Genomic DNA, 23,641 nt, shown 5'->3' on the forward strand with positions numbered 1-23,641 from the left:
GTAAATGCTGCACTTGAGGTTGATCGTCCCCGCCGACCGCACCGAGGACGTGGTACGCACGATCGAGAAGACGGTCGGCGCCACCCACCTGGTGGTGCTGCCGGGCGCCGCCCGCGACCCCGCGGGGGATGTCGTCATGTGCGACGTGGCGCGCGAGGCCGGGGACGCCCTGCTGGGCGACCTGCGTGAGCTGGGTCTTGACGAGGCCGGTTCGATCGCGGTGGAGAACATCGACCTGTCGCTGTCCAAGCGCGCCGACAAGGCGGAGGAGGATGCCCCCGGCGAGGGCGCGGACGCGGTCCTGTGGGAGCACCTGGCGGACGCCACCCATGAGGAGTCCACGCTCTCGGTCACCTATCTCGCCTTCCTCGTCATCGCGACGATGATCGCGGCATGCGGTGTGGTGCTGGACAACGCGATCCTGATCGTCGGTGCGATGGCGGTCGGCCCGGAGTTCGGGCCGCTGGCGGGGCTGTGCACCGCGCTGGTGCGGCGCGCGCCGCGGCTGGCCGCCCGTTCGGCGATCGCGCTTGTGGTCGGGTTCGCGGCGGCGATGGCGCTGACCACCGGCTTCAGCATCGCGATGGACGCGGTGGGTCTCTTCGGCAAGGACATGCTGGAGCGCGCCCGGCCGAACACGGACTTCATCTGGAAGCCGGACATGTTCTCGTTCGTGGTCGCCGTGCTCGCGGGGATCGCGGGGACGCTCTCGCTGACGTCGGCGAAGTCCGGCGCGCTGGTGGGCGTGGCGATCTCGGTCACCACGGTGCCGGCGGCGGCCAACGCGGCGGTGGCGCTCGGGTACGGCGAGATCGACCAGATGTGGGGCTCGACGGAGCAGCTGCTGCTGAACCTCGTGGGGATCGTGGTGGCGGGGACGCTGACGCTGATGGCGCAGAAGGCGTTGTGGGGGCGGCGGGGGTAGGTTCCCCCACCCCGCCCCTTCCCGAAACCGGGGCCCGGCCCCGGACCCCGCTGGGGCTCCGCCCCAGACTCCCTTTCGGGGGCTCCGCCCCCGGACCCCGCTCCTCAATCGCCGGAGGGGCTTGATGTCGCCGGATGGGCTGGATTTTCCAGCCCATCCGGCGCGAGAAGTCCGGTGCGGTTCGGTCGCGCCCCGAAGGGGCGCGGGGCTGTGTCGTTGTGCGGCTCCGCCGCGTGGGCGCGACCAGCCACGACGCCGCCGCGGATGCACGACCGCACCTCGCGCCGCTTCCCGCGGAGGGCTTAGCCCAGGGCCGACTTCACCGCGTCCGCCAGGCGGCCGGCGACCGAGCGGGCCTGCTCGATGTCGGCGGCCTCGACCATGACCCGCACCAGCGGCTCCGTGCCCGAGGGGCGGAGCAGCACCCGGCCGGTCTCGCCCAGCTCGCGCTCGGCCTCGGCGACGGCCGCGGCTACATCCGCGCTGGAGGCGACGCGGGACTTGTCCACGTCGGGGACGTTGACCAGCACCTGCGGCAGCCGCTCCATGACGCCCGCGAGGTCGGCCAGGGTGCGGCCGGTCGCGGCGACGCGGGCCGCCAGCAGCAGGCCGGTGAGCGTGCCGTCACCCGTGGTGGCGTGGTCGAGGACGATCACGTGCCCGGACTGCTCGCCGCCCAGGGCGTAGCCGTGGGACTTCATCTCCTCCAGCACATAGCGGTCCCCGACCGCCGTCTGGACCAGCTCGACGCCCTCCCGCCGCATGGCCAGCTTGAAGCCGAGGTTGGACATCACGGTGCCGACCACCGTGTCCCCGCGCAGCTCACCCGCCTCGCGCATGGCCAGGGCCAGGACGGCGAGGATCTGGTCGCCGTCGACCTCGCGGCCCGCGGCGTCCACCGCGAGACAGCGGTCGGCGTCCCCGTCGTGGGCGATGCCGAGGTCCGCCCGGTGCTCCACGACGGCCGCCTGGAGGCGGGCGAGGTGGGTGGAGCCGTAGCCGTCGTTGATGTTGAGCCCGTCCGGGTCGGTGCCGATCGTCACGACCTCGGCCCCGGCCCGCGCGAACGCCTCCGGGGAGACCCGGGCGGCCGCGCCGTGCGCCCCGTCGATGACGACCTTGAGGCCGTCGAGCCGGTTGGGGAGGACGCCGACCAGATGGGCCACATAGGCGTCGAAGCCCTCGTCGTAGTCCCGGACCCGGCCCACCCCGGTGCCCGTCGGCCGGTCCCACGGCTCACCCGAGGCGTGGGCGCGGTAGGTGGTCTCGATGCGGTCCTCCAGCTCGTCGGCCAGCTTGTGGCCGCCGCGGGCGAAGAACTTGATGCCGTTGTCGGGCATCGGATTGTGGCTCGCGGAGAGCATGACCCCGAGGTCCGCGTCCAGCGCCCCGGCCAGATGCGCGACGGCCGGCGTGGGCAGCACGCCGACCCGCAGCACGTCGACCCCGGCGCTGGCCAGCCCCGCCACCACGGCCGCCTCCAGGAACTCCCCGGACGCTCGCGGATCCCGTCCGACCACCGCCACCGGCCGATGGCCCTCGAAGGTTCCCGCCTCGGCGAGCACATGCGCCGCCGCTACCGACAGGCCGAGCGCCATCTCAGCCGTCAGATCGGCGTTCGCGACGCCGCGCACACCATCCGTACCGAAGAGTCGTCCCACTGGTGTCCTCCGAAGTTACGAGCTGGGGGGCTGAAGCTTGCCTGTAGGTATACGCCCCCCGGTGGCGATAGCCGAACGCCCCGGAGGCACAGGTGGTGCCGCCGGGGCGTTCGGGTGAAGCAGCGGTGCCGCGATGGACGTCAGCGCTTGCTGTACTGCGGCGCCTTGCGGGCCTTCTTCAGACCGGCCTTCTTACGCTCGGTGGCGCGGTCGTCACGGGTCAGGAAGCCGGCCTTCTTGAGGGGGCCGCGGTTGTTGTCCACGTCCGCCTCGTTCAGCGCCCGGGCGATGCCCAGACGCAGCGCCCCGGCCTGGCCGGAGACGCCGCCGCCCGAGATGCGGGCGATGACGTCGTAGCGGTCGTCCAGCTCGAGCACCTTGAAGGGCTCGTTGACTTCCTGCTGGTGAACCTTGTTGGGGAAGTACTCTTCGAGAGTACGCCCGTTGATCTTCCACTGCCCACTGCCCGGCACGATGCGGACACGCGCCACGGCGTTCTTGCGGCGCCCGGTGCCGGCGGCAGGCTGCGGGTCACCGAAGCGGGAAGCGAGCGACTCGGAGGTGTACTCCGACTCGACCGTCTCGACGCTCTCGGTGGTGTACTCCTCGACATCGAGGGGGGTCTCGGCGGTGGTCTCGGCCACGATGCTCCTCAGATTCTCTTCGTCGTAAGGGGTGGCCGGGACTACTGCGCGACCTGGGTGATCTCGAACGGAACCGGCTGCTGAGCGGCGTGCGGGTGCTGGTCGCCCGAGTACACCTTCAGCTTCGAGAGCATCTGACGGCCGAGGGTGTTCTTGGGGAGCATGCCCTTGATGGCCTTCTCGACGGCCTTCTCCGGGTTCTTCTCCAGCAGCTCGTCATAACGGATGGAGCGCAGACCACCCGGGTAGCCGGAGTGGCGGTACGCCATCTTCTGGGTCCGCTTGTTGCCGGAGAGGTGCACCTTGTCGGCGTTGATGATGATGACGAAGTCACCAGCGTCGACATGCGGCGCGTACACCGGCTTGTGCTTGCCCCGCAAAAGGGTGGCGGCCTGGGTGGCCAGACGGCCCAGAACCACGTCGGTGGCGTCGATGACATGCCACTGACGCTGAACGTCGCCGGGCTTGGGGCTGTACGTACGCACGGTCGTAGCCTTCGCTTCTTCAGTGAGTGGAGTCTCCCCGGGCCCGCGAGGGCCGGGAGGACAGGTCCGGACAAGGCCACCCGGACGATCACGACAGCCGTGGCCGCACCTCGGTGACGCATGCCGAGTGCTTGCCGCTGGTCATCGGCCCGGTGGACCGGCGTAACGGCCTCTCACGTGAGAACGAGCAAGCCAATACGCATAACGAACTGGCAGAATACCGGCCCGCCCCCACCCGGGTCAAAACGCCCCCGTGCCGCCTCACGCCCGCCCGCGGCCGGCGATTCCGGGCCGGGGCCCCGGCCGAGCCCGGGGCCTCACCGGGTCCCGGCCGCCGCCGGGAGGGCTTCGCCGGGCGTCCGGTCGCGGAACGGGTCGGGCCGGGGCAGCGGCCGAGTGGGTGCGGGGCGGAAGAGGGACCCGCCGGCGGGTCCATGCTGTCACTCGGCCGGTCTAAACTGCGCGCCATGAGCTTTGGGCAAGGGGGGCCTTATGGGCCCGGGGGTTCTCAGGCGTCTCAGCCGTCGACGCCGGACTGGGCGGCGCTCGCCGATCAGTCCGCCGCGCGCAACCGCCGCCGCAAGGTGCTCTTCATCGGGGGCGGGGCCCTGGCGACCGCCGCCGTCGCCGCGATCGTCGCCACCGCCGTGGTCAGCAGCGGTCACAAGGACAGCGGTGGGGGCGATTCGGCCGGTGGGCTGCCGACCCCGCAGGACCTGCCCAGCGAGTCGGCGACGCCCGAGCCCACCTTCTCCGATGTGGCCCCGCCCGCGCCGCCGAAGCCGCTGGACATCATCTCCAGCGCCCGGCGGGACAAGGCGCCGCTGAGCGCGGCCAGCCTGTTCCCGGACAAGCGCGCCGCGAAGGACGACCGCTCGTACACCAAGGCGGTGTCCGCCTCCACCACCAGTTGCGCGGCCGCCGCCCAGGGGGCGCTCGGCCCGGTTCTGGTGAACAACGGCTGCCGCAAGCTGCTGCGGGCCACCTTCACCCGGGACGGCGTCGCGGTGACGGTCGGTGTCGCCGCCTTCGACGGCAAGGCCGCGGCCGAGAAGGCCAAGGACGGGTACAAGCCCAACATCGCCTCGCTCTCGGGCGGGGGCGTGCCGGTCTTCTGCCGCCGGACGGCCTGCCAGAGCTCGGCGAACGCGATCGGGCGGTACGCCTACTTCACGATCTCCGGCTATACGTCGGGGAAGGCGGTCACGTCGTCGGACACCGCCACCCTCCAGGCCGGTCGCGATGTGGCCGACTACACCTTCCGCCGGATCCTGGCCCGGGGCAGCGCCCAGGCGTCGGCGGAGGCCGCCTCAGCCGCCACCACCGACTAGCCGCCACCGACCAGGGGTGTCGACGGATCGTGACGCCTGCGGCGGGCTGCTCCCCTCCCCGCCCCTTCCCGGCCGGGGCTCCGCCCCAGACCCCGAAACCGGGGCTTCGCCCGCGGCCCCCGGGGTCCCGGGGGCGAAGCCCCTACCACGCGGCGGAGCCGCCTATCGCCCCTTCGGGAAGGGGCGCGGAGGGGAAAGCGTCGACGATGCGGAGCCGCCGCGTGGGGGCCTCGGCCCCAGACCCCGGAACCGGGCCTCCGCCCTGGGCCCCCGGGGCCCAGGGGTGAAGCCCCTGCCACGTGGCGGAGCCGACCGTAGTCCGGGCCGCCAACCGGGGCCGGGCCGCCGGGCTTAAGACGCGGCGCCCTTCGTGGCCTTCTCCACCTTCGCCACCTGGGCGTTCACCAGCGCGGCCGGGATCTCGGACTTCGCCGGGTCCGCGATGTTCACCCCGAAGAACACCGTCACCTGTGGCCCGGTCCGCACGACCGTGAACTTGATGACGGCCTTCTCCTTGCCCGCGTCATGCAGGCTGAAGGACACCGCCTCGTCGCCGGCCTTCGGCGCGTCCAGCGGTGTCACCTTCTTGACGTCCGCCTTCTCGCCCGAGCCGTCCTCGGCCGGGAATCCGCCCCGGCAGGCGGTGACGGCCTCGCGCAGGTCCTTCACCGTGCGCTCGGCGTCGCCCGGTCCGTAGGAGGAGATGCGGATCAGGCCGGCGCCGCCGGCCTTCGCCTTGGTGAGGTCGGTGGCGTAGGCGCGGTGGACGCTGGCCTTGGGCGCCGGTTCGTACCGGGTCCCCATCAGCGCCGCCATCGGCTGGCACGCGGCCTTCCCGGTCTTGGCCGAGCCGCCCTCGCTGACCTCCTTGTCCGTCATCTTCTGCACCTCGAGCCCCTTGACCTCGCCATTGGTCAGGGCGGCCCGCTCCAGGGCGGACGCGGACAGCGGCTTCGCGGCCGGGTCGGAGCTCGCGGCCTGGTCCTCCCGCGAAGCGCCGTCGCCCTGCTCGGCGCTGCCCGTCTGCTTGGCGCCGTCCGCCTTGCCGTCGCCGGAGTCGCTGCCGCATCCGGTCATCAGCCCCAACGCCGCCACTACCGCGATGGCCGCGCCCACGGTCCGCTTCACACCGGACTCGTTCATTTCTCTGTCCACCCCTGGTCAGTGTCGGGCCCGTACGGTCACCGCACGGACACCCCGCAGACTCCCAGAACCCGGGGAAGGTTGTAATCCCTTTCCCGAATGTGGTGGATCCCATATCACCATGTGCATAAGCAACCTTCGCGTCCCCAGCCAGTCTTACCGACCGAATCGGTCCTTACTGACTCCATACCGGCATCACACCGGCCCCATATCGGCGTAATGGAGCCTGGTTCGGAGCCAGAACGAAGCACGGCCTCGGAGGGGAGGGCACGTCGCGGCAGTTCAGGACCGCCGCGCGTACATCACCATGAAGATTTCTTTCCTGCTCCACAATGCCTATGGCATCGGCGGCACCATCCGGTCGACCTTCAATGTGGCCGGGGCGCTCGCCGCCCACCACACGGTGGAGATCGTCTCCCTGATCCGCACCATCGATGCCCCGAACCTCCCCCTCCATCCCGCCGTGCGGCTCAGCCCCCTGATCGACCTGCGGCCCGACGAAGACGCGACCCACGCCGGGCGCCGCGCCGCCGACCTCGGCCATCCGCTGCTGACCCGGCCCAGCGCTCACATCCCCGCCGCCGAGGCCAGGGGCACCACCAACTTCAACGCGCTCACCGACGAGCGCGTCGCCGAGTACCTCGACCGCACCGACGCCGATGTCGTCATCGCCACCCGCCCCGGCCTGGTCATCTATCTCGCCGCACTCGGCCGCACCGGCCGCTTCCTGCGGATCGGCCAGGAGCACCGCCTCTACGGCACCCACCGCGCCGAGATCCGCGCCGCCTGCGACGCCGCCATCCCCCACCTCGACGCGTACACCTCGGTCTCCGAGGCCGACGCGGCCACCCACCGGGCTCACCTCCCCGGTGTCACCACCCGGCTGACCGCCCTGCCCAACGGGGTGCCCGCCACCGGGATCGAGCCCTCCGACGGCCGCGCCAAACTCGTCGTGGCCGCGGGCCGGCTGATCCCCGTCAAGCGCTACGACCTGCTGGTGGCCGCCTGGGAGACGGTGGCCGCCAAACACCCCGACTGGCGGTTGCGCATCTACGGCCGCGGCCCCCAGCTCCCCGCGCTGCGCCGCCAGATCGACGAGCTCGGGCTGGCCGGTCACATCACCCTGATGGGCGCCCACTCCCCCATCGAGACCGAGTGGGCCAAGGGCGCGATCGCCGCCGTCACCTCCCGCGAGGAGTCGTTCGGCATGACGATCGTCGAGGCGATGCACTGCGGGGTGCCCGTGGTCGCCACCGACTGCCCGCACGGTCCGGGCGAGATCATCACCAATGGCCGGGACGGACTGCTGGTGCCGGTGGGCGACGCGGACGGGATCGCCAAGGGGCTGCTGACCCTGATCGAGGACGACGAACTGCGCCGCTCGATGGGCGAGGCGGCCCGGATCGCGGCGCGGCGGTACGCACCCGAGCGCGTGGCGGCCGCCTACGAACAGCTCATCGAGGAGCTCCACACCGCCCGTGGCACCGCGGCCCCGGCCCACCGGCGCCGTACGGCCGCGCCGTTGCGGGGCCGACCGGCCGGAGCGCCGCTGACCGGCACCCTCAAGGACGCGGTCAAGCAGCTCATCCGCAAGCCCCTGCGGCCCGTCGCGTCCTGCCGGGTCACCCCCGAGGGCAATCTGTCGGTGCTGCTGGAGCCCGCCGGTCTGCACGGCGGCGGCCTCGAACTGACCGTCACCCGCCGCAAGAGCGACGAGCCCCCGTTCCGCGTACCGCTGCTGCCCCCGGTCGGCGCCGCGCCGTCCGCGCCCTGGACGGCCACGCTGGACCGCGCGACACTCGACCTCGCCGAGGGCCGCTGGGACCTGCATGTGGTCCGCCCCTCCGACGGCGTCCGCCGCCGGGTCGGCTGCCGCTTCGCCGAGGGGCGCGGGCTGCTGGACCTGGAGCCGCTGCCCGGCTCCCCCTTCGCCTGGTGGATCCCCTACCCCACCGTCGACGGCTATCTCGCGCTGCGCGCCTGGCGGCGCCCGGCCCACGCCGAGGCCCGGGTGATCCGCCTGGACGCCGAGGGGCTCGCCGTCGAAGGCACCCTGCACGGGGCGCGCTTCGGGCCCGACGCCGCCCCGACCGCGGTGGCCACCCCGTCCAAGGGTCCGGCCCGCCCGTTCCTCACCGGGGTCACGGCGCTCGACGGCGGCCGGTTCCGCTTCACCGTTCCCTACGAGCGGATCCGGGAGGCCCGTGACGGCGAAGGGGGCGCCGCCGGGTGGACGCTGACGCTCCATAAGTCCGCCGGGGGCGGGACCCCGATCCGGCTCGGACGCATCGTCGGCGACATCGTGGACCGCGATAAGACGGACCTCTTTCCGATCACTCACGGTGTCCGACCCCACCTCACCCGCACCGGTGACCTCGCCATCACCTGTATCACCACAGGGAATTGAGGAACTCGGTCCAAAAGTGCCGTGTTTGCCGCCGAGATCGCCGGTAACACTCCGTGATACCAGCCTCGAGCGAGGAAATCTCTGCGGAAGGCACAGCGATGTCAACAGTCACGCTCATCATCCTGCTGGCGGCGCTGGCCGCCATGGCCGGCCTTGTGATCGCCCCCTCGGTGCGGCAGGGCCGCAAGGGCGACCTGCCGGTCCGAAGCCTGCCCTCGGAAAGCCGGGAGCAGTACGCGGCGCGGTGGGCGGGCCTGCAGGAGCGGTTCGTGGACTCCCCCGGATGGGCCCTGCGCGAAGCCGACCGGCTGCTGGGCGCGTTGGCCGTCGACCGCGGCTATCCGGCCGAGTCCGAGGAGAAGCGGATGGACGCGCTGTCCATCCGTCACCCCGAGGAGATCGACGGCTACCGCCGGCTGCACGCCATGGCGGCGCGGGTGAACGACGACGAGGCCGCCGAGGCGGCCACGGAGCGGATGCGGGAAGCGCTGGTCGCGGCGCGTCCCCTGTTCGAGCAGTTGGTCCGCGCCCAGCCGCACGACGAGCGCCCGCTCCCGCCTCCGGTCCCCCGTCAGCGGGACCGCCGACGGGGCCGGGTCCCGCGGCAGCGCCTCGGCCCGGCCGCCGATCACTGACCGGTGAGCCGCACCGCCAGCGCGAGGGTGTCATCCGGATGCAGGATCACCGTGTGCATATCCTCCGCGATGGCGCCGGGGACCTCCTCTATCGGGCTCCGCAGATGCTTGTGCGCGGCCTCGACCAGGCGCTTCTCGCCCTCGATCGGGTCCCGGCGGCTCTCGGTGAGCCCGTCGGTGTAGAGCAGGAGGAGGTCCCCGGGGGCCAGCCGCTCGGTCAGCGGGGTCTCGCTGCCGGGCAGCGGAAAGCCGATTCCGCGCCCCCGGGCCTCCAGATACCGGACCGCCCCGTCGCGGCGCAGCAGCAGCGCGGGCGGATGGCTCCCATTGGCCAGCCACAGCTCACCGGTGGCCGGATCGATCCGGGCGAGCTGCACGGTGGCCATCACGGACCGGTCGAAGGGGCGCAGGATCTCGTCGGTGCGGGCCACGATCGACTCGAGCCGGTGGCCCTCCAGGGCCAGGGTGCGCACCGCGTGGGTGACGTTGAGCGCGCTGCGCGTACTGGTCACCCCATGGCCCAGGGCGTCCACGATGGTGATGTGGACGGTGCCGTCGGGCAGCACGAACCAGTCGTACAGATCCCCGCCGGTCGGCGCGTCGGTGCCGGCCGGTTCGTAGTGCACGGCGAGTTCGAGACCGTCGGCCTTGATGGGCGGCGGGCGCAGCGCGTCCTCCAGCTCCCGCAGGGTCTGGCCGTGCGCGGTGCGCACCTGCTTGTCCCGCTCGTCGAGCTGGACGTAGAGCGCGAGCACCCCGCTGTTGGTCTCGGCGAGTTCATCGTTGAGGCGGCGGTGCTCGGAGGTGAGCGCGTCGGCGGCGGCCACGACGGCGCGCAGCTCCTCCGCGGCGAGGGTGTCCTCGTCGGGCGCCTCGTCCGCGGCGTCCGATGGCAGTGACGCCGGGAGGCGCCAGACCACCTCGCCCTCGGTCACCGCGTCGGGGGCCATCGGGAGATCCGCCGCCACCGGGCCCGTATCGCCCGGGGTCCGCAGCACCACCGTGAGCAGCCCCTCGTCCGGGTCGTAACGCCACTCGAGGCCCGTCTCCCGCCCGGCGCGCAGCGCCGCCCCGGCGGCCTCGGCGGCGGCCAGCACAAGGCGCGCCCGGACCGCGGGGTCCAGGGCGTGCTCCCGGGCCAGCGCCCGAACGGCCCGGCTGAGCCCCGCCGTCGTGGCGCAGATGAGGTTCCTCTTCGTCATGGAAGCCTTAAGGGGGACCTGGCCGCGAGCACCGTGGCGTCGTCGCGGACGCGGCGATGGCCATGGGCGAGTGCGGCGGACAGCAAGGGCGGCGGGAGGCGGAGCACGGACGGCGGCGGGTCGAGCGACCAGCGGGCGTCGATACCGTCACTGTGCAGCACCGCCGTACCGCCATGAGGCAGCGGAAAGTCGTGGACGCGGGGGGTGGGCATCCCCCAGCCGACGATACCGGGCTGCCCGGTCAGCCGGTGCCGAACGCTGTCGTGGGTCACGGCGAGGGCGCGGATGTTGCCGATGCCGCAGTAGTCGGCGTGCTCGGGGTACAGCCGCAGCACGCCCACGGCGGCCCCGCGGGTGTGCCGCAGGGCCCGGTTCATCCGGGTGAGCACCTCCGGCAGCGGCCGGTCGGGGTCGGCGTGGAAACTCCACAGCGCCGCCTGGGCCGCCTCGGCAGCGGGCCGGCCGTGGCCCAGCCCGTCCAGGACGACCGCGGTGCGGGCGGAGTCCGTGTCGACGATCGCGCGGCCGTCGCCACAGCCCTCCTCCCCCTCGGCGGGCAGACAGACCGCGCCCACCCCCTGCCACTCCGGCCGCTGCTCGCCCGGCGCGGTGAGGCGGGCGCAGGCCCAGGTGCCGGTGTGGGCGCCACCGGCGCTGCGCATGCTGAAGTGGGTCGCCATCCGCTTGACGGCGCCGAGCCCGACCCCCAGCGTTCCGGAGGTGGTGTAGCCGTCCGCCAGACAGCGCTCGGGGTCGTGCATACCCGGGCCGCGGTCGGCGGCGAGGATCTCCACCCCGTGGCCGAGCGGCAGCGGCTGGACGTAGAGCGTGCCGTCGCTGGCGTGCTTGTCCAGGTTGGTCGCCAGCTCCGAGGCGATCACCGCCGCCTGGTCGGGCAGTGCTCCCGGCAGCTCGCACTCCCGGGCCACCCCACGCGCCGCCTCGGCGGCCAGCCGCACGGCGCTGCGGTGGTCGACGCGCACCTGGACGGTGGGCGCCGTGAACGTATGGATCACCGGGACGTCCAGCGGGTGACGACCACCACCGTGCCCTCCCCCGGGCCGGTGCGCACCGTGAACTCGTCCATCAGCCGACGGGCGCCACCCAGCCCATGGCCCAGGCCCCCGCCGGTGGTGAAGCCGTCGGTGAGCGCCGCGTCGAGGTCCGCGATCCCCGGCCCCTCGTCCTTCACGGTCAGCCGCAGCCCCCGCCGTCCGCCGGGCTCGCGCGGATACTCGAGCGTCACCGTGCCGCCGCGCCCGTGGACGTAGGCGTTACGGGCGAGCTCGCTGGCGGCCGTGACCACCCGGGTCTGGTCCACCAGGCCGAAGCCCACCTCGACGGTGGCCGCGCGCACCGCATGGCGGACCGTCAGCAGGTCCTCCTCCGTGCGCACCGGATACGTGGCCGGCGTGGGCGGGCGTCGGTTCTCCGCCCGCCCGGGCCTCTTGGCCCCGCGGGAGGCGAGGGTGAATTCACCGGGCAGTGCCACGTCGGGCCCCTTCCAGGGGCTGCGGGGCCTGACGCCACCCCAGCGCGGCCATGCCCTGCTCCGGGTTGAGGGCGGTCTCCACACCGACGAGCTCGATCCCCAGCTCGACCAGGGTGATCGCCACCGGCGGTCGCATCCCGGCCACGATCACCCGCGCTCCCAGCAACCGGGCCACCGTGGTCAGTTCCATCAGCGTCCGGGCCACGAAGGAGTCGATGACCTCCAGCCGGGAGATGTCGATGAGCACCCCACGGGCGCCCTCGGCCGAGATCCGCTCGGTCAACTCCTCGGTGAAGGCGATGGCGGTCCGGTCGTCGAGCTCATTGAGCAGGCCGGTGACCAGGACGTCTCCCAGTCGCAGAATCGGAACGCCGGGCTGGGGCTGACCGGTCACCGGCCGTCTCCTTCGTCACCGTCGGGCCCGGGCCCGTCGATCAGCTTGATCGCGGCGGCCAGCGCGTCGGCCAGCGTCGCCCGCGTGAGGATGGTGGACAGATCGATGCCGAGCTGGGCGATGGTCTGGGCGATCGAGGGGCGCACCCCGCTGATCACACAGTCCGCGCCCATCAGCCGCACCGCGTTGACGGTCTGCATCAAGTGCTGGGCGACGGCGGTGTCCACCGTCGGCACACCCGTGATGTCGACGATCGCGACCAGCGCCTCGTGGTCCTGGATGGCCTGGAGCAGATTCTCCATCACCACCTGGGTCCGGGCGGTGTCCAGAGTTCCGATCAGCGGCACGGCCAGCACCTGCCGCCACAGCCGCACCACCGGCGTCGACTGCTCCATCAGTTGCTGGCTCTGCCGGTGGATGATCTCCTCCCGGCCCTCCACATACGTCTCGAAGGACAGCGCCCCGGCCACATCGAGCAGCCGGTTCATGAAGACGGCCGAGGCGAACAGCTCCTCGGCGTCCCGGGTGTCCCGCTGCACCGCCTTCAGCAGCGCCTCCTTGAGCGCCAGCACCGCGAGCGAGGTCGCCGTCGGCGTGGCCCCGGCCCGCGCCCGGCGCAGCGACAGCCCGACCACGGCCTCGTGCAGCACCGGCGTGGAGGTCACCACACGGTCCACCGGCACACCGCTCCGCAGGCCCGGGATCAGCGCCTCGATCAAGGCGTCGGCCTCCTCGCGGAGTTCGGCCTCCCCGATGTCGGTGTCGAGCAGGGCCTGCTCCATCTGCAGCTCGACCCAGCGATCGGCGATCTCCTCTCCGCGTTCATGAAGCGCCCTGGTCAGGCGCTCTCGCACAGCGGCCTCGCTGGTACTCACGCGGTTCCCTTCGCGGTCGGCGACCGTTGTCGGTTGGCAAATTTTATCGATCTTCCGGGGGACCCGGAAGCCGCATCATGCCGATCGCCGCCCCGCCGTGACCTGTTCTCGCCCGCCGTTGGCGCACGATGCGCGTAGCGAGTACCCGGTGATCGCCCGCCCACACCCACCCAGGCTTCAGCAGCAGCCGGAGCCGATCGCCGTCGCGCCCGGCAGAGAGCGCTTGTTGCGGGACTCCCGGTTACGGGCCGCGAGTTGGTCGTCGGCCGGGTAGCCGACCTCTTCCAGGGTCAGGCCATGGGGGCGTACGACATGGACGGCGGAGTCGCGCAGCCCGGCGGAGAGCACCTTGGCGGGCCAGTCCGGGGGACGGTGGCCGTCGCCGACGAAGAGCAGGGCGCCCACCAGCGAGCGCACCATGTTGTGGCAGAAGGCGTCCGCCCGCACCGTGGCCGTGATCACGCCGTCCGCCCCGCGCACCCAGTCCAGCCGCTGGAGGGTACGGATCGTGGTGGCGCCGTCGCGCTTCTTGCAGTACGCGGCGAAGTCGTGCTCGCCCAGGAGTCGTGTCGAGGCCGCGTTCATGGCGTCCACGTCCAGCGGCCAGTCGTGCCACAGCACATGGCCGCGCAGCAGCGGGTCGGCCCCGCCGGGGTGGTCGGTGACCCGGTAGGCGTAGCGCCGCCAGATCGCGGAGAAGCGGGCGTTGAACCCGGAGGGGGCCTCGGCGACCTTCCAGACCCGTACGTCATGGGGCAGCCGGCCGGCCAGCCGCCGCAGCAGCTTGTCCCGGTGCTCGGCCCACAGCTCCTCGGGCAGATCCACGTGCGCCACCTGACCGCGGGCGTGGACCCCCGCGTCGGTGCGGCCCGCGACGGTCAGCTCGAAGGTCTCCGCGGAGCGCGTCACCGTCCGCAGCGCGCTCTCCAGCTCGCCCTGTACGGTGCGCCGCTCGCGCTGCCTGGCCCAGCCCGAGAAGTCCTTGCCGTCGTAACTCAGATCCAGCCGGACCCGTACGAAACCGGGCGCCGCCTCGTCACTCACCCAACCGTTCCTCTCCATGCGGAACGGGCCCGCTCCCAGGATCTGGGGGCGGGCCCGTCCGTACGACGAAAGCCGATCAGACGCCTCAGGCGTCCTTCGACTCCTCGGCCTCGGCGGCCTCGGCCGGAGCCTCGGCAGCCGGGGTCTCCTTCTTGAGGTCCGCGACGGCCTGGTCACCGGCAGCGTCCTTGGCGGTGCGCTTGGTGGCGGCCTCGGCCTCGCCGACCGCCTCCTGCTGCACGGTCAGCGCCTCGACCAGCTCGATGACCGCCATCGGGGCGTTGTCGCCCCGGCGGTTACCGATCTTGGTGATGCGGGTGTAGCCACCCGGCCGGTTCTCGTAGCGCGGCCCGATCTCGGTGAAGAGGGTGTGCACGACGCTCTTGTCGCGGATGGTCTGGAGCACCAGACGGCGGTTGTGAAGGTCGCCCTTCTTCGCCTTGGTGACCAGCTTCTCCGCGACCGGGCGCAGGCGGCGGGCCTTCGCCTCGGTGGTGGTGATCCGGCCGTGCTCGAACAGCGCGGTGGCGAGGTTCGCCAGCAGGAGCCGCTCGTGCGCGGCGCTGCCGCCCAGACGGGCGCCCTTGGTGGGCTTCGGCATGGTGTATCTCCTCGATGTCTGCACCGGCCGTATCAGGTACCGGTGTCAGTGAACAAAATCCAGCCCGTCCGGCGATTGAGGACAAGACCTCAGCCACAGCGGACCAGCGGGTTCTAGTACTGCTCGGTCTCCACGAACCCGGCGTCCGCGTCGTCATCGGCGCCGAAGGCGTCAGCGGCGGCGGTCGGGTCGAATCCGGGCGGGCTGTCCTTGAGCGCGAGGCCCATACCGGCCAGCTTCGCCTTGACCTCGTCGATCGACTTGGCGCCGAAGTTCCGGATGTCGAGCAGGTCCGCCTCGGACCGCGCCACGAGCTCACCCACGGAGTGGATGCCCTCGCGCTTGAGGCAGTTGTACGAACGAACGGTGAGCTCGAGCTCCTCGATCGGCAGCGCCAGGTCGGCGGCGAGGGCGGCGTCCGTCGGGGACGGGCCCATGTCGATGCCCTCGGCGTCCACGTTCAGCTCGCGGGCCAGGCCGAACAGCTCGACCAGGGTCTTACCGGCCGACGCCATGGCGTCACGCGGCCGCATGGCCTGCTTGGTCTCGACGTCGACGATCAGCTTGTCGAAGTCGGTGCGCTGCTCGACACGGGTCGCCTCGACCTTGTAGGTGACCTTGAGCACCGGCGAGTAGATCGAGTCGACCGGGATCCGGCCGATCTCCTGGCCGACCTGCTTGTTCTGCACGGCGGAGACGTAGCCGCGACCGCGCTCGACGGTCAGCTCCATCTCCAGCTTGCCCTTGCCGTTCAGCGTGGCCAGGACCAGGTCGGGGTTGTGCACCTCGACACCGGCCGGCGGCGCGATGTCGGCGGCGGTGACCAGACCCGGGCCCTGCTTGCGCAGGTACATCACGACCGGCTCGTCGTGCTCCGAGGAGACGACGAGCTGCTTGATGTTGAGGATCAGGTCGGTGACGTCCTCCTTGACGCCCGGCACGGTGGTGAACTCGTGCAGGACCCCGTCGATCCGGATGCTGGTGACAGCCGCACCGGGGATCGAGGAGAGGAGCGTACGACGCAGGGAGTTTCCGAGGGTGTAGCCGAAGCCCGGCTCCAGCGGCTCGATCACGAACCGGGAGCGGAACTCGTCGACGACCTCTTCGGTCAACGAGGGACGCTGAGCGATCAGCATGGGTATTGCCTCCAGTCTTCGGCGCCCGCTATTTGACGCCGAACCCTTTAATGGTACGGGCGGTACGTGCCAAACGGCTCCGTACCGCCCGACCCTCACATCAGCCGGCTGCGCCGGCGGGCCTCGCTCCTACTTGGAGTAGAGCTCGACGATCAGCTGCTCCTGCACCTGGGTGTCGATCACCTGGCGCTCGGGCATCGAGTGCACGAGGATCCGCAGCTGCGACGGAATGGCCTCCAGCCACGCCGGCACGGTGCGCTCGCCCGCCTCGGCCTGAGCCACCTGGAAGGGGGTCAGGGTCCGGGACTTCGGACGGACCTCGACGATGTCGTTCACGGTGACACGAGCCGACGGGATGTCGGTCTTGACGCCGTTCACGGTGAAGTGGCCGTGGCGGACCAGCTGACGGGCGTGGTCGCGGGACTTGGCGAAGCCGGCCCGGTAGACCACGTTGTCGAGTCGGGTCTCGAGGATGCGAAGCAGGTTCTCACCGGTCTTGCCGGTCTTCTTGTTCGCCTCCGCGTAGTAACCACGGAACTGCTTCTCAAGGACGCCGTAGATGCGGGTCGCCTTCTGCTTCTCACGGAGCTGCAGCAGGTACTCGCTGTCCTTGGTGCGCCCGCGACCGTGCTCACCCGGGGGGTAAGGACGGATCTCGATCGGGCACTTCGCGCTCTCGCACTTGCTCCCCTTGAGGAAGAGCTTCTGCTTCTCCCGACGGCAACGCTTGCAGTCGGCCCCGGTGTAACGCGCCATTGTTTCTGTTGTCTCCTACTTCAGCCGGTCAGACACGCCGACGCTTGGGCGGGCGGCATCCGTTGTGCGGAGTCGGAGTGACGTCCTGGATCGAGCCCACCTCCAGGCCGGTGGCCTGGAGCGAGCGGATCGCGGTCTCACGGCCGGAGCCCGGACCCTTGACGAACACGTCGACCTTGCGCATGCCGTGCTCCTGCGCGCGGCGGGCGGCCGACTCGGCGGCCATCTGCGCGGCGAACGGAGTGGACTTGCGCGAGCCCTTGAAGCCGACGTGGCCGGCCGAGGCCCAAGAGATCACATTCCCGGTCGGGTCCGTGATCGACACGATGGTGTTGTTGAACGTGCTCTTGATGTGAGCGTGCCCGTGGGCGACGTTCTTCTTCTCCTTGCGGCGCACCTTCTTGGCGCCGGCCGTCCTGCTCTTCGGAGGCATTCTCGAAATCTCCCGTGGAGGTGGTCGGTCCTACAGCTCGGACCGCTTGTCAGCGTCCGGTGCGGACTACTTCTTGCCCGGCTTCTTCTTACCGGCGATGGCGCGACGCGGGCCCTTGCGGGTGCGGGCGTTGGTCGACGTGCGCTGGCCGTGGACCGGAAGGCCGCGGCGGTGGCGCAGACCCTGGTAGCAGCCGATCTCGACCTTGCGGCGGATGTCGGCCTGGATCTCGCGACGGAGGTCACCCTCGGTCTTGATGTTGTTGTCCACGTACTCGCGGATCTTGACCAGGTCCTCTTCGGCCAGGTCGCGAACGCGGGTGTCCGGGCTCACACCGGTGCTGGCGAGCGTCTGCTGGGCAAGGGTGCGACCGATGCCGAAGACGTAGGTGAGGGCGACCTCGACGCGCTTGTCGCGCGGGAGGTCAACGCCTGCGAGGCGTGCCATGAATCTGGCTCCAGATGGTTGTCGGAGGTCTTCCGCAGCACCACTCCCGGCCGCCGTACGGGACGGCTCCCGGGTCCCCGGCCTCCGACCGGGGGTGTCGTCCCCGCGGGGCGGGAACGGGTGACTGCGTATGTACGAGTTATGACGTCGCGCGAAGATACTGCGAGTGGTGCAGGATTCCGGCCGGTGTGCGTCAGCCCTGGCGCTGCTTGTGGCGCAGGTTGTCGCAGATGACCATGACCCGGCCGTGGCGGCGGATCACCTTGCACTTGTCGCAGATCTTCTTGACGCTCGGCTTGACCTTCATGGGTGTGAGGTTCTCCGGGTCGTGAGATCTACTTGTAGCGGTAGACGATCCGTCCGCGCGTGAGGTCGTACGGAGACAGCTCCACGACCACCCGGTCATCGGGCAGGATGCGGATGTAGTGCATGCGCATCTTGCCGCTGATGTGCGCGAGGACCTTGTGACCGTTCTGAAGCTCCACCTTGAACATCGCGTTCGGCAGAGACTCGATCACGGTGCCCTCGATTTCGATGGCGCCTTGCTTCTTGGCCATGTCCTGCTTTCGGGATCGGCTACCTTGATCGGCTCGCGACATGCGGGAGGGCATGCGAGAGCCGACGTGTCAGTCTACGTCAGGGCATCCCGAAACACGAATCGGGGGCATCATGCCCCGATTTTGAGATCTTTATGCCCACGGAGATCCTCAGGCCAGCGGGTCGGGCGCGGCCTCCACGCCCAGCTCGGCCAGCTTGGCCCTGCCGCCGTCCACGGCGGTGAGCACCAGCGGGCCCTCCTCGGTCAGCGCGACCGAGTGCTCCCAGTGACTGGACCAGGCGCCGTCGTCCGTCTTGACCGTCCAGTCGTCGGCCAGCACATGCGTCTTCGCGGTGCCCAGGCTCACCATGGGCTCGATCGCGATGCAGAAGCCGGGGACCAGCTTCGGGCCCTTGCCGCGCTTCTTGGAGACGTAGTTCAGCAGATGCGGGTCCATGTGCATCTGGGTGCCGATGCCGTGGCCGCCGTAGTCCTCGATGATCCCGTACTTGCCGGAGGCCGGGCGGGGCTGGCGGCGGATGTAGCCCTCGATCGCCTTGGAGATGTCGACCAACCGGTTGCCCCTGCGGACCGCCGCGATCCCGGCCCACATCGACTCCTCGGTGACCCGGCTGAGCTCGTACAGCTCCGGGGCGTGCCCGGTGCCCACGAAGGCGGTGAAGGCGGCGTCGCCGTGCCAGCCGTCCACGATCGCGCCCGCGTCGATGGAGATGATGTCGCCGTCCCTGAGGACGGTCTCCCGGTCCGGGATGCCGTGCACCACGATGTCGTTCACCGAGGTGCAGATGGTGGCGGGGAAGCCGCCGTACCCCAGGAAGTTCGACTTGGCGCCGTGGTCGGCGATGACCTTACGGGCGACGTCGTCCAGGTCCTTGGTGCTGGCGCCGGGGACGGCCGCCGCCCGGGTCGCCTCGTGAATGGCGGCGACGACCAGTCCCGCCTCACGCATCTTCGCGATCTGCTCGGGAGTCTTGATCTCCACCATCACTCAGCCTTCCGCGTCCATACACGTATCTGCTCAACAGTACGGCCGCGACGCCCCAGGCGGAGCGTCGCGGCCGGTGACAGCTCGCGTTCCCTAGGCCGCCTTGGCGGCCAAGGCGTCCATTGCCCGCTGGGTGACCTCGGACACCTTGCCCAGCGCCGAGATCGTCACGACCAGGCCCTGGGCCTTGTAGTAGTCGACGATCGGCTCGGTCTGGCTGTGGTAGACCTCCAGCCGGTCGCGGACCGTTTCCTCGCTGTCGTCCTCGCGCTGGTACAGCTCACCGCCGCACACATCGCACACGCCCTCGACCTTGGGCTTCTTGTACTCCACATGGAAGGTGTGCGCGCTGTCGGTGCGGCAGGTGCGGCGGCCGGCGATCCGCTTGACCACCTCGGCCTCGGGAACCTCCAGATCCAGCACCGCGTCCAGCGTGAGCTCGTGGTCCCGGAGGTAGGCGTCCAGGGCCTCGGCCTGCCCCAGATTGCGCGGGAAGCCGTCGAGCAGGAAGCCGCTCGCCGCGTCCGGCTGGCCCATCCGGTCCTCCGCCATGCCGATGGTGACCTCGTCCGGCACCAGCTGCCCGGCCCGCATGTACTCCTGCGCCTGCTTGCCGAGGGGGGTGCCCTGGCTGATGTTCGCGCGGAACAGGTCGCCGGTGGAGATATGCGGGATCGACAGCTTCTCGGCGAGGTACGCGGCCTGCGTACCCTTGCCGGCTCCCGGAGGTCCGACGAGGACGATTCGCATCAGCGGAGGAACCCTTCGTAGTGTCGCTGCTGAAGCTGGCTCTCGATCTGCTTCACAGTCTCCAGGCCGACACCCACGATGATCAGGATGCTCGTGCCGCCGAACGGGAAGTTCTGATTGGCGTTGAGCGTCACCAGCGCCACCGTGGGCACCAGGGCGATCAAGCCCAGATAGAGCGCACCGGGCCACGTGATGCGGTTCAGCACGTAGCTCAGGTACTCCGCGGTGGGACGACCAGCCCGGATACCCGGGATGAACCCACCATACTTCTTCATGTTGTCGGCAACTTCTTCGGGGTTGAAGCTGATGGCGACATAGAAGAATGCGAAGAAGACGATCAGCAGGAAGTACGTGGCGATGTAGATCGGATGGTCGCCCTTGACGAAGTTCTGCGAGATCCAGGTCGCCCAGCCGGCCTTCGAATTGGAGAACTGGACGATCAGCGCCGGGATGTACAGCAGCGATGAGGCGAAGATCACGGGGATCACACCCGCCTGGTTCACCTTCATCGGGATGTAGGTGGACGTACCGCCGTAACTGCGACGGCCGATCATGCGTTTGGCGTATTGCACGGGGATCCGGCGCTGGGCCTGCTCGACGAAGACCACCAGGCCGACCATGGCCAGACCACAGAGGATCACCAGGCCGAACTCCAGCCAGCCGTCCATGATCTTGCCCTGCTGCTTGATGCTCCACATCGCGCTCGGGAAACCGGCGGCGATCGAGACGAACATCAGGATCGACATGCCGTTGCCGATGCCGCGGTCGGTGACCAGCTCACCGAGCCACATGATCAGCGCGGTGCCCGCGGTCATGGTGATGACCATCACGGCGGTGGTGAAGATCGAGTCATCACGGACGATCTGGCCGCCGACCGGGCAGCTCTGGAAGAGCGAGCCGCTGCGGGCGGTGGCCACCAGGCCGGTGCCCTGGAGGATCGCCAGCGCGATGGTCAGATAGCGGGTGTACTGCGTGATCTTCGCCTGACCGGCCTGGCCCTCCTTCTTGAGGGCCTCGAGGCGCGGGATCACCACGGTCAGCAGCTGGAGGATGATGCTCGCCGTGATGTACGGCATGATCCCCAGCGCGAAGATGGTGATCTGGAGCAGTGCGCCACCACTGAACATGTTGACCAAGCCGAACAGCCCCTGCTGGCCCTTGGCGAGGTCCATGCACGTCTGGACGTTCTTGTAGTCGATGCCCGGGATCGGGACATGTTGCCCGAGCCGGAAGAGCACGATGATGCCCAGCGTGAACAGCAGCTTCTTGCGCAGGTCGGGCGTCTTGAACGCCCGGGCGAACGCGGTGAGCACGGTGCCTCCTGCGCCCCCCGCGTCGCTTCGCGAGAGGTGACGGTCTTGAGGATCGACGAATACTTATCAGCCAGGACCCGCGCGGAGACGTACCGCGCGGAAGGTAACAACGCCAGCCACCTTACCGGCGACCCGGCCCCGCTTGGAACGACCAACCGGGGATGCCCCGTATCTGGGGCACCCCCGGTCAGAAATCCACCGTGCTCAGACGAGCTCGGTGACGGTGCCGCCGGCAGCGGTGATCTTCTCCTTGGCGGAGCCGGAGACGGCGTCGACCGTCACCTGGAGCGCCACGGAGACCTCACCGGAGCCCAGCACCTTGACGAGCTGGTTCTTGCGAACCGCACCCTTGGCGACCAGGTCGGCCACCGTGACCTCGCCACCCTCGGGGTAGAGCGCGGCCAGCTTGTCCAGGTTCACGACCTGGTACTCGGTGCGGAAGGGGTTCTTGAAGCCCTTGAGCTTCGGGAGCCGCATGTGGAGGGGCATCTGCCCACCCTCGAAGCGCTCCGGAACCTGGTAGCGGGCCTTGGTGCCCTTGGTGCCACGACCAGCGGTCTTACCCTTGGACGCCTCACCACGACCGACACGGGTCTTGGCGGTCTTGGCGCCCGGGGCGGGCCGGAGGTTGTGGACCTTCAGCGGGTTGCTCTCCGCCATGTCAGTCGACCTCCTCGACCGTCACGAGGTGCCGCACGGTCTGCGCCATGCCGCGGAACTCGGGGCGGTCCTCCTTGACGACCACGTCGCCGAGCTTCTTCAGCCCGAGCGAACGCAGAGTGTCGCGGTGGTTCTGCTTGCTGCCGATGTACGACTTCGTCTGCGTGATCTTCAGGCGGGCCATGCTCACACACCCACCCCGGCACGCGCCCGCAGCAGAGCGGCGGGGGCGACGTCCTCGAGCGGCAGACCACGGCGGGCGGCGATCTCCTCGGGGCGCTGAAGGCCCCGCAGAGCGGCCACCGTGGCGTGCACGATGTTGATCGGGTTCGACGAGCCGAGCGACTTGCTCAGCACGTCGTGGATGCCCGCGCACTCCAGCACGGCACGCACCGGGCCACCGGCGATCACACCGGTACCGGGCGACGCCGGCTTCAGCAGCACGACACCCGCGGCCTCCTCACCCTGGATCGGGTGCGGGATGGTGCCGGCGATCCGGGGGACCTTGAAGAAGTGCTTCTTGGCCTCCTCCACGCCCTTGGCGATCGCGGCCGGCACCTCCTTGGCCTTGCCGTAACCGACACCCACGGTGCCGTCACCGTCGCCCACCACGACCAGCGCGGTGAAGCTGAAGCGACGACCACCCTTCACAACCTTGGCGACGCGGTTGATCGCGACAACACGCTCGACGTAAGCGGTCTTCTCGGCGGCAGCGCCACCGTCCCGCCGGTCCTTCCGGTCCCGCCGCTCGCCGCCACCGGCGCCGCCACCGCGGCGCTGGGGTCCAGCCATTGGATTTACCTCTCTCGTTTCCGCTTTGCGTTGGAACCGGGGCTCAGAACTTCAGCCCGGCCTCGCGGGCGGCGTCCGCCAGAGCGGCGATGCGCCCGGCGTACTTGTTGCCACCGCGGTCGAACACGACGGCCTCGATGCCCGCGGCCTTCGCCCGCTCGGCCACCAGGGCGCCGACCTGCTGCGCCTGGGCGCTCTTGTCGCCCTCGGCCGCCCGGATGGAGCTGTCCAGCGTCGACGCCGAGGCCAGGGTGTGGCCCGCGATGTCGTCGATGACCTGCGCCACCATGTGACGGTTGGACCGCGTCACCACGAGGCGGGGGCGGACCGGCGTACCGGAGACCCGCTTGCGGACGCGGATGTGACGCCGCTTGACGGCAGCCGCCTTGCGCGCGTTGCCCTTGGCGATCTTCACACCGTATGTCATGGCTTACTTACCAGCCTTTCCGACCTTGCGGCGGATGACCTCGCCCGCGTACTTCACGCCCTTGGCCTTGTACGGGTCGGGCTTGCGCAGCTTGCGGATGTTCGCGGCGACCTCGCCGACCTTCTGCTTGTCGATGCCCTCGACGCTCAGCTTGGTCGGGGACTCCACCTTGAAGGTGATGCCCTCCGGGGCCTCGACCAGGATCGGGTGGCTGTAGCCCAGGGAGAACTCCAGGTTGGAGCCCTTGGCCTGGACGCGGTAACCGACACCGCTGATCTCGAGCGCCTTGCTGTAGCCCTGGGTCACGCCGGTGATCATGTTCGCCACCAGCGTGCGCGACAGGCCGTGCAGGGCCTTGTTCTGACGCTCGTCGTTCGGGCGGGTGACAACGAGGACGTTGTCCTCACCCTTGGCGACCTCGATCGGCGCGGCGACGGTGTGCGAGAGAGAGCCCTTGGGACCCTTCACGGCGACCGTGCGGCCATCGATGGTGACGTCCACACCAGCGGGAACCTGGATGGGCAGCTTGCCAATGCGCGACATG

29 protein-coding genes are annotated in these 23,641 nt (G+C 70.3%); 4 read left to right on the forward strand and 25 right to left on the reverse strand.

Annotated elements, in window-relative coordinates:
- Positions 1 to 4 precede the first annotated feature (4 nt).
- Complete coding sequence (locus tag ACZ6TD_RS21215; protein ID WP_471356293.1) at positions 5 to 925, forward strand: DUF389 domain-containing protein; 921 nt, start codon at positions 5 to 7, stop codon at positions 923 to 925.
- A 302-nt stretch (positions 926 to 1,227) separates the two neighbouring features.
- On the opposite strand, the gene glmM is transcribed toward ACZ6TD_RS21215, so the two are convergent.
- The 3 genes from glmM to rplM all read right to left on the reverse strand — a co-directional run bounded on the left by glmM (position 1,228) and on the right by rplM (position 3,715).
- Positions 1,228 to 2,586, reverse strand: coding sequence for a phosphoglucosamine mutase (glmM, locus tag ACZ6TD_RS21220; RefSeq protein WP_471356296.1), 1,359 nt, complete (start codon positions 2,584 to 2,586; stop codon positions 1,228 to 1,230).
- 140 nt (positions 2,587 to 2,726) lie between these two features.
- Entirely contained in the window at positions 2,727 to 3,230 is a 504-nt protein-coding gene (gene rpsI / locus ACZ6TD_RS21225; RefSeq protein ID WP_037952927.1) for a 30S ribosomal protein S9, read from the reverse strand.
- Between the two features lie 41 nt (positions 3,231 to 3,271).
- Positions 3,272 to 3,715, reverse strand: coding sequence for a 50S ribosomal protein L13 (gene rplM, locus ACZ6TD_RS21230; protein WP_020869230.1), 444 nt, complete (start codon positions 3,713 to 3,715; stop codon positions 3,272 to 3,274).
- Between the two features lie 467 nt (positions 3,716 to 4,182).
- Between rplM and ACZ6TD_RS21235 the strand changes: the two genes are divergently transcribed.
- Positions 4,183 to 5,046 (forward strand): hypothetical protein, encoded by an 864-nt coding sequence (locus ACZ6TD_RS21235; RefSeq protein ID WP_471356300.1) that lies wholly within the window; start codon positions 4,183 to 4,185, stop codon positions 5,044 to 5,046.
- Between the two features lie 351 nt (positions 5,047 to 5,397).
- Here the strand turns inward: ACZ6TD_RS21235 and ACZ6TD_RS21240 are convergent, their stop codons facing one another.
- Positions 5,398 to 6,189, reverse strand: coding sequence for a hypothetical protein (locus tag ACZ6TD_RS21240; protein ID WP_471356302.1), 792 nt, complete (start codon positions 6,187 to 6,189; stop codon positions 5,398 to 5,400).
- A 307-nt stretch (positions 6,190 to 6,496) separates the two neighbouring features.
- Here ACZ6TD_RS21240 and ACZ6TD_RS21245 point away from each other — a divergent pair, with 307 nt between their 5' ends.
- Both ACZ6TD_RS21245 and ACZ6TD_RS21250 read left to right on the forward strand, forming a co-directional pair.
- On the forward strand, positions 6,497 to 8,596 hold the full coding sequence (locus ACZ6TD_RS21245) for a glycosyltransferase (protein WP_471356305.1): 2,100 nt from the start codon (positions 6,497 to 6,499) through the stop codon (positions 8,594 to 8,596).
- 98 nt (positions 8,597 to 8,694) lie between these two features.
- Positions 8,695 to 9,231 (forward strand): hypothetical protein, encoded by a 537-nt coding sequence (locus ACZ6TD_RS21250; protein WP_471356308.1) that lies wholly within the window; start codon positions 8,695 to 8,697, stop codon positions 9,229 to 9,231.
- On the opposite strand, the gene ACZ6TD_RS21255 is transcribed toward ACZ6TD_RS21250, so the two are convergent.
- The 21 genes from ACZ6TD_RS21255 to rplF all read right to left on the reverse strand — a co-directional run bounded on the left by ACZ6TD_RS21255 (position 9,225) and on the right by rplF (position 23,640).
- Complete coding sequence (locus ACZ6TD_RS21255) at positions 9,225 to 10,433, reverse strand: PP2C family protein-serine/threonine phosphatase (protein ID WP_471356310.1); 1,209 nt, start codon at positions 10,431 to 10,433, stop codon at positions 9,225 to 9,227. The two genes, ACZ6TD_RS21250 and ACZ6TD_RS21255, sit on opposite strands and share 7 nt — an antisense overlap.
- Positions 10,430 to 11,449 (reverse strand): SpoIIE family protein phosphatase, encoded by a 1,020-nt coding sequence (locus ACZ6TD_RS21260; protein WP_471356312.1) that lies wholly within the window; start codon positions 11,447 to 11,449, stop codon positions 10,430 to 10,432. Before ACZ6TD_RS21260 ends, ACZ6TD_RS21255 begins: the two co-directional genes overlap by 4 nt.
- Complete coding sequence (locus tag ACZ6TD_RS21265) at positions 11,446 to 11,925, reverse strand: ATP-binding protein (protein ID WP_471356314.1); 480 nt, start codon at positions 11,923 to 11,925, stop codon at positions 11,446 to 11,448. The genes ACZ6TD_RS21260 and ACZ6TD_RS21265 overlap by 4 nt, the downstream gene beginning before the upstream one ends.
- Positions 11,909 to 12,319: an STAS domain-containing protein gene (locus ACZ6TD_RS21270; RefSeq protein ID WP_198269279.1), complete on the reverse strand. Its 411-nt coding sequence runs from the start codon at positions 12,317 to 12,319 to the stop codon at positions 11,909 to 11,911. The genes ACZ6TD_RS21265 and ACZ6TD_RS21270 overlap by 17 nt, the downstream gene beginning before the upstream one ends.
- Complete coding sequence (locus tag ACZ6TD_RS21275; RefSeq protein WP_471356317.1) at positions 12,316 to 13,194, reverse strand: STAS domain-containing protein; 879 nt, start codon at positions 13,192 to 13,194, stop codon at positions 12,316 to 12,318. The genes ACZ6TD_RS21270 and ACZ6TD_RS21275 overlap by 4 nt, the downstream gene beginning before the upstream one ends.
- A 177-nt stretch (positions 13,195 to 13,371) precedes the next feature.
- The gene (truA, locus tag ACZ6TD_RS21280) at positions 13,372 to 14,238 is read right to left on the reverse strand and encodes a tRNA pseudouridine(38-40) synthase TruA (RefSeq protein ID WP_471356319.1); all 867 of its coding nucleotides are present in this window, start codon (positions 14,236 to 14,238) and stop codon (positions 13,372 to 13,374) included.
- Between the two features lie 85 nt (positions 14,239 to 14,323).
- Complete coding sequence (gene rplQ, locus ACZ6TD_RS21285) at positions 14,324 to 14,839, reverse strand: 50S ribosomal protein L17 (RefSeq protein ID WP_471356322.1); 516 nt, start codon at positions 14,837 to 14,839, stop codon at positions 14,324 to 14,326.
- A 113-nt stretch (positions 14,840 to 14,952) separates the two neighbouring features.
- Entirely contained in the window at positions 14,953 to 15,975 is a 1,023-nt protein-coding gene (locus ACZ6TD_RS21290; RefSeq protein WP_009715858.1) for a DNA-directed RNA polymerase subunit alpha, read from the reverse strand.
- Positions 15,976 to 16,104: 129 nt separating this feature from the next.
- Positions 16,105 to 16,731 carry a 30S ribosomal protein S4 gene (rpsD, locus tag ACZ6TD_RS21295; protein WP_470009691.1) on the reverse strand — a complete coding sequence of 209 codons (627 nt, stop codon included), beginning with the start codon at positions 16,729 to 16,731 and terminating at the stop codon, positions 16,105 to 16,107.
- Between the two features lie 28 nt (positions 16,732 to 16,759).
- On the reverse strand, positions 16,760 to 17,164 hold the full coding sequence (gene rpsK / locus ACZ6TD_RS21300) for a 30S ribosomal protein S11 (RefSeq protein ID WP_009715860.1): 405 nt from the start codon (positions 17,162 to 17,164) through the stop codon (positions 16,760 to 16,762).
- Between the two features lie 66 nt (positions 17,165 to 17,230).
- Positions 17,231 to 17,611 (reverse strand): 30S ribosomal protein S13, encoded by a 381-nt coding sequence (gene rpsM, locus ACZ6TD_RS21305; RefSeq protein WP_470009692.1) that lies wholly within the window; start codon positions 17,609 to 17,611, stop codon positions 17,231 to 17,233.
- A gap of 193 nt (positions 17,612 to 17,804) precedes the next feature.
- The gene (gene rpmJ, locus ACZ6TD_RS21310; RefSeq protein ID WP_003956441.1) at positions 17,805 to 17,918 is read right to left on the reverse strand and encodes a 50S ribosomal protein L36; all 114 of its coding nucleotides are present in this window, start codon (positions 17,916 to 17,918) and stop codon (positions 17,805 to 17,807) included.
- Positions 17,919 to 17,946: 28 nt separating this feature from the next.
- Complete coding sequence (gene infA / locus ACZ6TD_RS21315; RefSeq protein WP_003956442.1) at positions 17,947 to 18,168, reverse strand: translation initiation factor IF-1; 222 nt, start codon at positions 18,166 to 18,168, stop codon at positions 17,947 to 17,949.
- Between the two features lie 150 nt (positions 18,169 to 18,318).
- Positions 18,319 to 19,155: a type I methionyl aminopeptidase gene (gene map, locus ACZ6TD_RS21320; protein WP_471356326.1), complete on the reverse strand. Its 837-nt coding sequence runs from the start codon at positions 19,153 to 19,155 to the stop codon at positions 18,319 to 18,321.
- A gap of 93 nt (positions 19,156 to 19,248) precedes the next feature.
- Entirely contained in the window at positions 19,249 to 19,905 is a 657-nt protein-coding gene (locus tag ACZ6TD_RS21325) for an adenylate kinase (RefSeq protein ID WP_471356327.1), read from the reverse strand.
- Complete coding sequence (secY, locus tag ACZ6TD_RS21330) at positions 19,905 to 21,218, reverse strand: preprotein translocase subunit SecY (RefSeq protein WP_137979071.1); 1,314 nt, start codon at positions 21,216 to 21,218, stop codon at positions 19,905 to 19,907. The genes ACZ6TD_RS21325 and secY overlap by 1 nt, the downstream gene beginning before the upstream one ends.
- 204 nt (positions 21,219 to 21,422) lie before the next feature.
- Positions 21,423 to 21,878 carry a 50S ribosomal protein L15 gene (rplO, locus tag ACZ6TD_RS21335; protein WP_471356330.1) on the reverse strand — a complete coding sequence of 152 codons (456 nt, stop codon included), beginning with the start codon at positions 21,876 to 21,878 and terminating at the stop codon, positions 21,423 to 21,425.
- 1 nt (position 21,879) lies between these two features.
- Positions 21,880 to 22,062, reverse strand: a complete 183-nt coding sequence (gene rpmD / locus ACZ6TD_RS21340; protein WP_037952898.1) for a 50S ribosomal protein L30 — start codon at positions 22,060 to 22,062, stop codon at positions 21,880 to 21,882.
- A gap of 2 nt (positions 22,063 to 22,064) precedes the next feature.
- A complete protein-coding gene (gene rpsE, locus ACZ6TD_RS21345; protein WP_020869250.1) occupies positions 22,065 to 22,670 on the reverse strand; it encodes a 30S ribosomal protein S5 in 606 nt (201 codons plus the stop codon).
- 43 nt (positions 22,671 to 22,713) lie between these two features.
- Entirely contained in the window at positions 22,714 to 23,097 is a 384-nt protein-coding gene (gene rplR / locus ACZ6TD_RS21350; RefSeq protein WP_470009697.1) for a 50S ribosomal protein L18, read from the reverse strand.
- Between the two features lie 3 nt (positions 23,098 to 23,100).
- Positions 23,101 to 23,640 (reverse strand): 50S ribosomal protein L6, encoded by a 540-nt coding sequence (rplF, locus tag ACZ6TD_RS21355; RefSeq protein WP_198269288.1) that lies wholly within the window; start codon positions 23,638 to 23,640, stop codon positions 23,101 to 23,103.
- Position 23,641 lies beyond the last annotated feature (1 nt).

The sequence above is a fragment of the Streptomyces yongxingensis genome (assembly GCF_055597465.1).